Source organism: Haloferula sp. (genome assembly GCF_049672945.1).
Taxonomy (GTDB): Bacteria; Verrucomicrobiota; Verrucomicrobiia; order Verrucomicrobiales; family Akkermansiaceae; genus Haloferula.
Genome location: NZ_JBATWY010000079.1, coordinates 21,965 through 30,054, shown reverse-complemented (window position 1 = coordinate 30,054; position 8,090 = coordinate 21,965). Strand labels below are relative to the sequence as shown.

Below are 8,090 nucleotides of genomic sequence, written 5' to 3'. Positions count from 1 at the left end.
TCGGTTTGAAAGTAACAGGCGTAGGTAAACGCCTGTTTACTCCAAAACAAAAGCGAAAAATGCAGTGAAAAGCGAAAAACCGACGAAAGACTGAACAAAACATCCCTGAAATCAGCTAAACTGTTACGGTAGATCGAACTGCAAAAGAGGGTCAGTCAAGGTTTTCATCACAAATGGACAGGGACGCAGGGCTGGCGTGTATGGACAGGATGTCCATGGCCCAAGCGTTCAGAATGAACGCGCTCCGTTGGGAGACATGGAGAGAGGAAGGGCGTATCCTGAGGGGGCTTCGGCAGGGTGGGCTGCCCCTTTCTTCCTTGTGCGTGGACAGCAGGCTGTCTCACGGGAACAGCGGCAGCAGGGCTGCCGCAGTCCACGGGGTTCAGGGCGTATGAGCCTTTGCGGTCTCTTCCCAATTGCCGCAATCCCTTTGCAGAGTCTTTTCCACTCGCCGCACCTGGTGTTTCTGAGCGATTGAGTTTTTCTCATTTGGTATTTGGGAAGAAAGATGCGCATGAGGAGCGGTGCGCGGCGGATTAATTCGCTCGGTTCGGACTGTTGCTCAAATGGAAGCCCAAGGAATCGCTATGAGAGAAATGAAAAGCAAGAAGGTCCTCTTGATTGGTCTCAGATCCGATTGTGTTGATTACGAGAAGTGGCCTGAGCTTAACCGGGAGAAATTGAATGCGGCCTTCGAGGAGGTCGTTGATGAACTTACGAAAGAGGGGTATGCCGCCATTTGGTGTCTAACAGATCAGGGGGCGACTGCGAGTGAACAAGTTCAGGAGGCTTTGAAGAAGGAGAGACCGGATATTGTGTTGGTGGGTGCCGGGCTTAGGACGGACCCTGATCTGCTGCACTTATTTGAGAAGGTGATCAATGCGATCCATGAACATGCACCTTCTGCAAGGATCACCTTCAATCAGTTTCCGTATGATTCGGTTGAGGCAGTCAAAAGATGGAGCTGAAACCCTGAGCGGGCTCGGGTGACAGCCTTGATTGAGCTTGTTTTTACGGCCGTAAAAACCGCAGGTGCATGGTTGTTTCCAGAGGTCGCATTGTTATCCCGCGGAAAGCCACTCAAGCACGCGTCCGGCGGCGATGAAGCCGAAGCTGGCAGTGACGTGGGTGACGGAGCCGTAGCCGGCATCACAGCGTAGTCCTGCGGGTTGGTCGCCGGGGCGCTCGTGGGAGACGCCGCCATCGCAGGTCGGATAGAGTGCGGGCTCATTGCTGAAAATAGCCTCGATGCCGAAGGGTTTGGCGTCGGTGCCCATGGGTGCCTTGGGAAAGCCATGTTGGTCGCGGAGTTTGCGGCGGACGGCAGCGAGGAGGGTATCGCGACCGGAGTAGGCGAGATCGAGGACACGAATCTGTGTGGGGTCGCGTCGGCCGCCAGCAGCGCCGGAGGAAATGATTGGAATGCGGCGCTGATGGCTGGCGGCGAGCAGGTGGCACTTGGCACGGACGGAGTCGATGGCATCGACGATCGCATCGGGCGCGGCATCGAGGATTTCGGCGACATTTTTCTCGGAGAGGAAGGCTTGGTATTCGGTGATGCGGATCTCGGGATTGATGGCGCGGAGGCGCTCCGTCATCGCGCCAGTTTTCGGGCGTCCGTAGGTTCCCTCCTGAGCGTGGACCTGACGATTGGTGTTGGTCACGCAGAGATCATCGGGATCGACGAGGATCAGGTGCCCGATGCCTGAGCGGGCGAGGCTTTCTGCGGCCCATGAACCGACGCCACCGATGCCGACAATGAGGACGGTGGAATCTTGAAAACGCTCGAAGGCGGCGTTTCCATAAAGTCGGGCGATCCCTGACAGGCGTTCGGAGGCGGACACGCGCGGAGATTGGCGTGGGAGTCAGTGGAGATGCACTTCAAAAAAGTGGCGGCCGATTTCAGTGCGTATAGCTGCCCAGAACCTTGAGGTAATTCGCGCGTTCGTAGACGGAGGGATCTCCGATATGATCGCTGCGCATGGCTCCGCGCAGTTGGTCGACGGATTGATAATCGTTTTCGGCCATCCAATTCCGGAGTTCATCAAGGATTTCCGCCGCGCGGCCGAGGCCGTGCATGAGCACTTCGCTGGTCATCATGGCGACGGTCGCTCCGCAAAGCAGGCTCTTGATGAGGTCATTGCCATTGTGGACGCCGCCGGTCAGGGCGATGTCGGCCGGGATTCTGCCTGAGAGGAGTGCGGTCCAGCGCATCGGCAGTCGGAGTTCCTCGCTATGGCTGAACTTGAGGTTGGGGGTGACTTCGAGTTTTTCGAGGTCGATGTCGGGTTGATAGAAGCGGTTGAAGAGCACGACGCCCTTGGCACCCGCCACGGAGAGTTCGCGGCAGAAGTTCGCCGGAGCCGAGAGGAAGGGCGAGATCTTGACCGCGACGGGGAGCGAAGTGGTTTCGCAGACTGATCGTACGAGTTCGAGGTAGTTGCGCTCGATCGTGGCTCCGTCGATATCAGGATCGGCAGGGACATGATAGAGGTTCAGTTCGAGGGCCTTCACTCCGGTCTGCTCGATTTTGTTGGCGTATTCGATCCACCCACCTTTGGTGCTGCCATTGAGGGAAGCGATGACCGGGAGTTCGGTGGCAGCGACGGCCGCCTCGAGGTGATTGAGGTAGTGGTCGACGCTTGCGGGAGCGACCATGTATTCGGGGATGTAGCTGGTGGCTTCGCCGAACGAGTCCGTTCCTTCTGAGAGGATTTCATCGAGCATTCGGCCTTCTTCGTTGATCTCCTCTTCAAAGATGGAGTGCATCACGATCGCCCCGAAGCCCGCTTCCTGGAGCCGACAGATATTGCTGATCTTGCGGGTGACGGGTGAAGCGGAAAGCACCAGCGGGCATTCCAAATCGAGACCGAGGTAGTTGGTGGTGAGATTCATGGTGTGGTGAGGTCCGGGTTTCAGGAATCGGCGAGTTGCTTGAAGTGTTCGAAACGCCGGTTGACGGTTTCCTGTGCCTGTTTGAGATAGTGCTGCGCGACGTCCGGTGAGCTTTTGGTCAGCATGCGGAAGCGGTTTTCCTTGTCGTGGTATTCCTTGAGCGGGATCTTGGGTGCCTTGGAGTCGAGTTGCAGTGGGTTGAGCCCTTCTGCAGTACGACGCGGGTCGTAGCGATAGAGCAGCCAGTGTCCGGATTGCACGGCCAGGCTCTGCTGGACGAGGCCCTTGGTGATGTCGATGCCGTGGGCGATGCAGTGGCTGTAGGCGAGGATCAGTGAGGGACCGTCATAGGATTCGGCTTCTTGAAATGCCTTGAGCGTTTGCATGTCGCTTGAGCCCATCGCGACCTGGGCGATGTAGACATGACCGTAGTCCATCGCCAGCAGACCCATGTTCTTTTTGACCGTGGGTTTGCCACCGGCCGCGAACTTGGCGACGGCACCGAGCGGTGTGGCTTTCGAGCTTTGGCCGCCGGTGTTTGAGTAGACTTCGGTGTCCATGACGAGGATGTTGACGTTGGCACCGGTCGCCATGACGTGGTCGAGTCCGCCGTAGCCGATGTCGTAGGCCCAGCCGTCGCCACCGCAGATCCAGACGGTCTTTTTGGCGAGAAAGCCGGAGACCGAGAGGAGTTCGCGGGAGCGGGGATGGCTGGAGTTTGCCAGCTTGTCGTGGAGTGCGGCGATCCGTTCGCGCTGCTGCTCGATTCCCGCTGCTGTGGCTTGATCGGCGTCGAGTAGTGAGGCGGCAAGCTGATCGCCGATTTCTGGCGCGAGTTCCTTGACGAGATCGCGGGCATAGGTCGATTGCTGGTCGATGGTGAGTCGCATGCCGAGGCCGAACTCGGCGTTGTCTTCGAACAGGGAGTTCGACCAGGCGGGACCGCGGCCGTGCTTGTCCGTGCACCATGGGGTGGTGGGAAGGTTGCCGCCGTAGATCGACGAGCAGCCGGTCGCATTGGCGATGTAGGTATGATCACCGGTGAGTTGTGACATCAGCTTGAGGTAGGGCGTTTCGCCGCAGCCCGTGCAGGCACCGGAGAACTCCAGGTAGGGCGTGAGGAGTTGGATGTCCTTGGGGGCCTTGAGTTTGAGTCCAGCTGTTTCCGCGTCGGCCGGTGAAAAGTCGGGGAGCTTGGTGAAGAAGTCCCAGTTCTCGCGTTCCTGTTCGCGGATCGGGAGTTGATCGGCCATGTTGATGGCCTTGCGGCCGACGTTGCTGCGATCCTTGGCGGGACAGGCGTCGACGCAGAGGGTGCAGCCGGTGCAGTCTTCAACGGCGACCTGCAGGGAGAAGCGTTTGCCGGGCATTTCACGCCACTTGGCGTCGGCGGTCTTGAAGGTCGGCGGGGCGTTCTCGAGTTCATGGGGTTCGCAGACCTTGCCGCGAATGACCCCGTGGGGACAGACGATCACGCATTTTCCGCACTGGATGCAGAGGTCTTCCTCCCAGACCGGAACCTGCAGGGCGATGTTTCGCTTTTCGTAGCGGGTGGTGCCCGAGGGGAAGGTGCCGTCGGGCGGGAAGGCCGAGACCGGGAGCAGGTCACCCTCGTTGGCAAGGAGGCGGGCGGTGACGTTCTTGATGAAGTCCGAGGCGTCTTCGGGGATCAAGGGCAGCAGCGGAGACTTGCTGCTGACGACATCGGGGAAACGGACCTCATGAAGGTTGGCCAGCGAGGCATCGACGGCGGCGTAGTTCATTTTGACGATGGCATCGCCGCGTTTTCCATAGGTCTTCTGGATCGCTTCCTTGATCATTTTGATGGCTTCTTCCGGCGGAAGGACTCCTGCGAGTTGGAAGAAGCAGGTCTGCATGATGGTGTTGATGCGCGCTCCCATGTGGGTTTCGCGGGCGATCTTGTAGGCATCGATCACGAACAGGCGGAGTCCGCGGGTGACGAATTGTTCCTGCACGTGAACCGGAAGATGTTCCCAAGTACGATCGGGGCCGTAGTTGCTGTTGATGAGGACCGTGGCACCTTGCGAAGCGGTAGCGAGGCAGTCGTATTTTTCGAAGAAGCTGAACTGGTGGACCGCGACGAAATCGGCATTTCGGACGAGGTAGGGTGCCCGGATCGGATCCTTGCCGAAGCGCAGATGGGAGACCGTCTGCGAGCCGGATTTTCGGGAATCGTAGACGAAATAGCCCTGGGCATTCAGGTCGGTGCCATTGGCGATGATCTTGATGCTGTTCTTGTTGGCGCCCACCGTGCCATCGGCTCCGAGTCCCCAGAAGACTGCGCTGGTGGTGTCAGAATTGCGACCGCGGAAGGATGGATCGTAGCTCAGGCTGGTGTGGGTGACGTCATCATTGATGCCGATGGTGAAGTGGTTCTTGGGCTCGGTGGCAAGCAGTTCATCGAAGACCGCCTTGACCATGGCCGGGGTGAATTCCTTGGAGGATAGGCCATAGCGACCGCCGATGATCCGGGGCGATGCCGCCGTGCTTTCGCTGAAGGCCGTCACGACATCTTGATAGAGGGGCTCACCGATTGAGCCGGGTTCCTTGGTTCTGTCGAGAACCGCGATTGATTTGACTGATGAAGGGATGGCATCGAGGAAATGCTCGACCGAGAAGGGTCTGAACAGGCGCACGACGAGGACGCCGACCTTTTCGCCACTGGCATTGAGTGCGGCTTCCGTTTCGCATGCCGTTTCGGCTCCCGAGCCCATGATGACGATGACTCGTTCCGCGTCCTCGACGCCAAAGTAGTCGAAGAGGTGATATTGCCGGCCGGTCAGCCTGGCGAGCTGATCCATTTCCTGCTGCACCATGTCGGGTGCGGCCGCGTAGTAGCTGTTGCAGGCTTCTCTTGCCTGGAAGAAGGTGTCTGGGTTTTGAGCGGTGCCACGGACATTGGGCGCGTCCGGGTTCATGGCCCGGGCGCGATGATCGCGGACCGCCTCATCATCGATCATTGCGGCGATGTCGTCGTCACCCAGCTGTTCGATCTTCTGGATTTCGTGCGAAGTTCGGAAGCCGTCGAAGGCATGGACGAAGGGGATGCGGGTTTTAAGGGTGGCGGCATGGGCGACGAGCGCGAGGTCCATGCATTCCTGAACACAGGAGGAGAAAAGTTGGGCCCAGCCGGTTTGCCGGACGGCCATGACATCGCTGTGATCTCCAAAGATGGAGAGCGCATGAGTTGCCAACGAGCGGGCGGCGATGTGCCAGACACAGGGGGTCAGCTCGCCGGCGATCTTGTACATGTTGGGGATCATCAGCAGGAGCCCCTGACTGGCGGTGAAGGTGGTGCAAAGCGATCCGGTTTGAAGGGCGCCGTGAATGGCACCGGCGACGCCGCCTTCGCTCTGCATCTGCATCACTCTGGGAACCTGACCCCAGATGTTCTCCATCCCGAAGGCAGCGTATTGATCGCAGCTTTCCGCCATCGGTGTGGAGGGTGTGATCGGATAAATGGCGATCACTTCGGAGACTCGGTAGGCGACGTGGGCAGCAGCTTCATTTCCGTCGGCTGCGATCAGTTTGCGGCTCATGGCAAGGGTAGGTTTTGGGATGGAGTCGGGGAAAGCGATCCTCCGATATTACCGTTGATGGTGGCAGCCAGCGGTTGCGGCGACTCCGCAGATCCAAGGGAAGCCTGCGCGAAAAATGGGCGGACCGGGACGGCGGGATCTCGCCGTTTTACGCGACCCGGCGGCTGGATCCCGGGTCCTCGGATGTCAGGCGACCGGCGGGCGTCCCGGGTCGACGAGATCGCTGTATCCGGCGGCTGCGTAGCGCTCCAAGAAAGCCTCCGCGCCGTGCTGGAGTTTGAAATCCATCTCGGACGCATGGAGGGGGATCAATGACCAGAAATGCACGGGGGTGCCGTCGTTGAGGTAGAGGGTTGAGAACGCTTCGCCGCCGATCCATGGTGGACTGAGCAGGATTCCGGAAAACGGGACTCCATCGGCGAATGGCTGGGGCGGGTCACCGTTGGGGATGCTGTGGCCGAAACTGATCCAGGTTCCAAGTTCGTGAGGAAATCGGGACAGTTGCTTGAGCCAGCGGATCGGCCAGTAGTTGCGCTCGTCCTCGAGGGATTCCTGCTCGAGGGGCCAACCTTCGGGGAGGCGGATCATCAATTCGGCAAATCGCCACTCCTCAGCGCCTTCGGGCGCGGACATGGGGATGTCGCTCATGCCACTGGTGACAAGAGAGATCCACGGCCGTTCCTTGGTGGCTGGGACGAGGTGGACATCGATGTGAACGGTGGTCGATATCAGTTCGTGGAAGACGGATTCAGGACAACCGAGGTAGGTCTCGATGTGCTCCTCGACCGCCTTGGTGTTTTCTGAATGAGGGGCAACGAGGGGTGGCGGGGTGGTGGGAGGCTTGTGCTCGATAAATTGCTGCTTCGAATCGAATACCAGCACTTCGGGGGGGAGTTGGGTGAGGCTTCCCTGCGGGCCGGGAGGGCCGATGCAGGGGACGAAGGGATACTCAAGCAGTGGTGGCATCATGTCCGACTGGAGCCGGACGTCGAATAGCCAGAGCTGTCGCCCTGAGCACAGATGGCTAGGAACCGGCCGGCGTCGATCGGCCTGATAGGTATCGTCGTTGACGAGGCGGCAGGCTTCCTGAAGATCGGGCGGCACATCAAGAGGGTCTTGGCCGTAGATCTCGCCGAGTTGGAGAGCGACTTGGGCAGACGCCTCGAGGGAGGCTTCATCCTGGTTTCCGAATTCTCCGACCAGCAGGGCTGGCGCCACGGCTCCCTTGCTATGGAGCAGTGCCTGATTGGCGATGACTACCGTGCCGATCATGATCTCCTGTCCGAGAAAGGCTTCGGGGGCATCTCGTCTGGCTTCCTTGCGGGCAGAGTTCTTTCGCCAGCCGTAGATGATCAGGGCGATTCCCAATGGGATTCCCACCAGACTGAGGAGCAGAAGTCCGCCTAAAACGAAGGGGTAGACCGAGGGTTTGACGATCGAATTGAAGTAGGCATCGAAAGCAGGGGAACGAACCCATTCATCGAAACGAGCGCGGGTTGCGCTGGTATCCAGCATGGCGGGATCCTGTTGGATCCTCGTGAGTGTTGTCGATCATAATGGGCCGCGGAGGCGTCGCCTGCCGCTGGGCTTCAAAAGATCGCTGATCAGGTTGGTATGCTCATTGCTCTGTTCGGT

Annotated in this window: 5 protein-coding genes; 1 reads left to right on the top strand and 4 read right to left on the bottom strand. The window is 59.2% G+C overall.

Annotated features, from left to right (window positions below; genetic code table 11):
* Positions 1 to 596 precede the first annotated feature (596 nt).
* Positions 597 to 968: a hypothetical protein gene (locus WBG04_RS06730; RefSeq protein ID WP_424313614.1), complete on the top strand. Its 372-nt coding sequence runs from the start codon at positions 597 to 599 to the stop codon at positions 966 to 968.
* A 93-nt stretch (positions 969 to 1,061) separates the two neighbouring features.
* Here the strand turns inward: WBG04_RS06730 and WBG04_RS06725 are convergent, their stop codons facing one another.
* From WBG04_RS06725 to WBG04_RS06710, 4 genes are all read right to left on the bottom strand, one after another.
* Entirely contained in the window at positions 1,062 to 1,844 is a 783-nt protein-coding gene (locus WBG04_RS06725) for a tRNA threonylcarbamoyladenosine dehydratase (RefSeq protein WP_424313613.1), read from the bottom strand.
* Between the two features lie 58 nt (positions 1,845 to 1,902).
* The gene (locus WBG04_RS06720; RefSeq protein WP_424313612.1) at positions 1,903 to 2,895 is read right to left on the bottom strand and encodes a dihydroorotate dehydrogenase-like protein; all 993 of its coding nucleotides are present in this window, start codon (positions 2,893 to 2,895) and stop codon (positions 1,903 to 1,905) included.
* Positions 2,896 to 2,915: 20 nt separating this feature from the next.
* The gene (nifJ, locus tag WBG04_RS06715) at positions 2,916 to 6,455 is read right to left on the bottom strand and encodes a pyruvate:ferredoxin (flavodoxin) oxidoreductase (RefSeq protein ID WP_424313611.1); all 3,540 of its coding nucleotides are present in this window, start codon (positions 6,453 to 6,455) and stop codon (positions 2,916 to 2,918) included.
* A 186-nt stretch (positions 6,456 to 6,641) separates the two neighbouring features.
* On the bottom strand, positions 6,642 to 7,970 hold the full coding sequence (locus WBG04_RS06710) for a suppressor of fused domain protein (RefSeq protein WP_424313610.1): 1,329 nt from the start codon (positions 7,968 to 7,970) through the stop codon (positions 6,642 to 6,644).
* Positions 7,971 to 8,090: the final 120 nt, after the last annotated feature.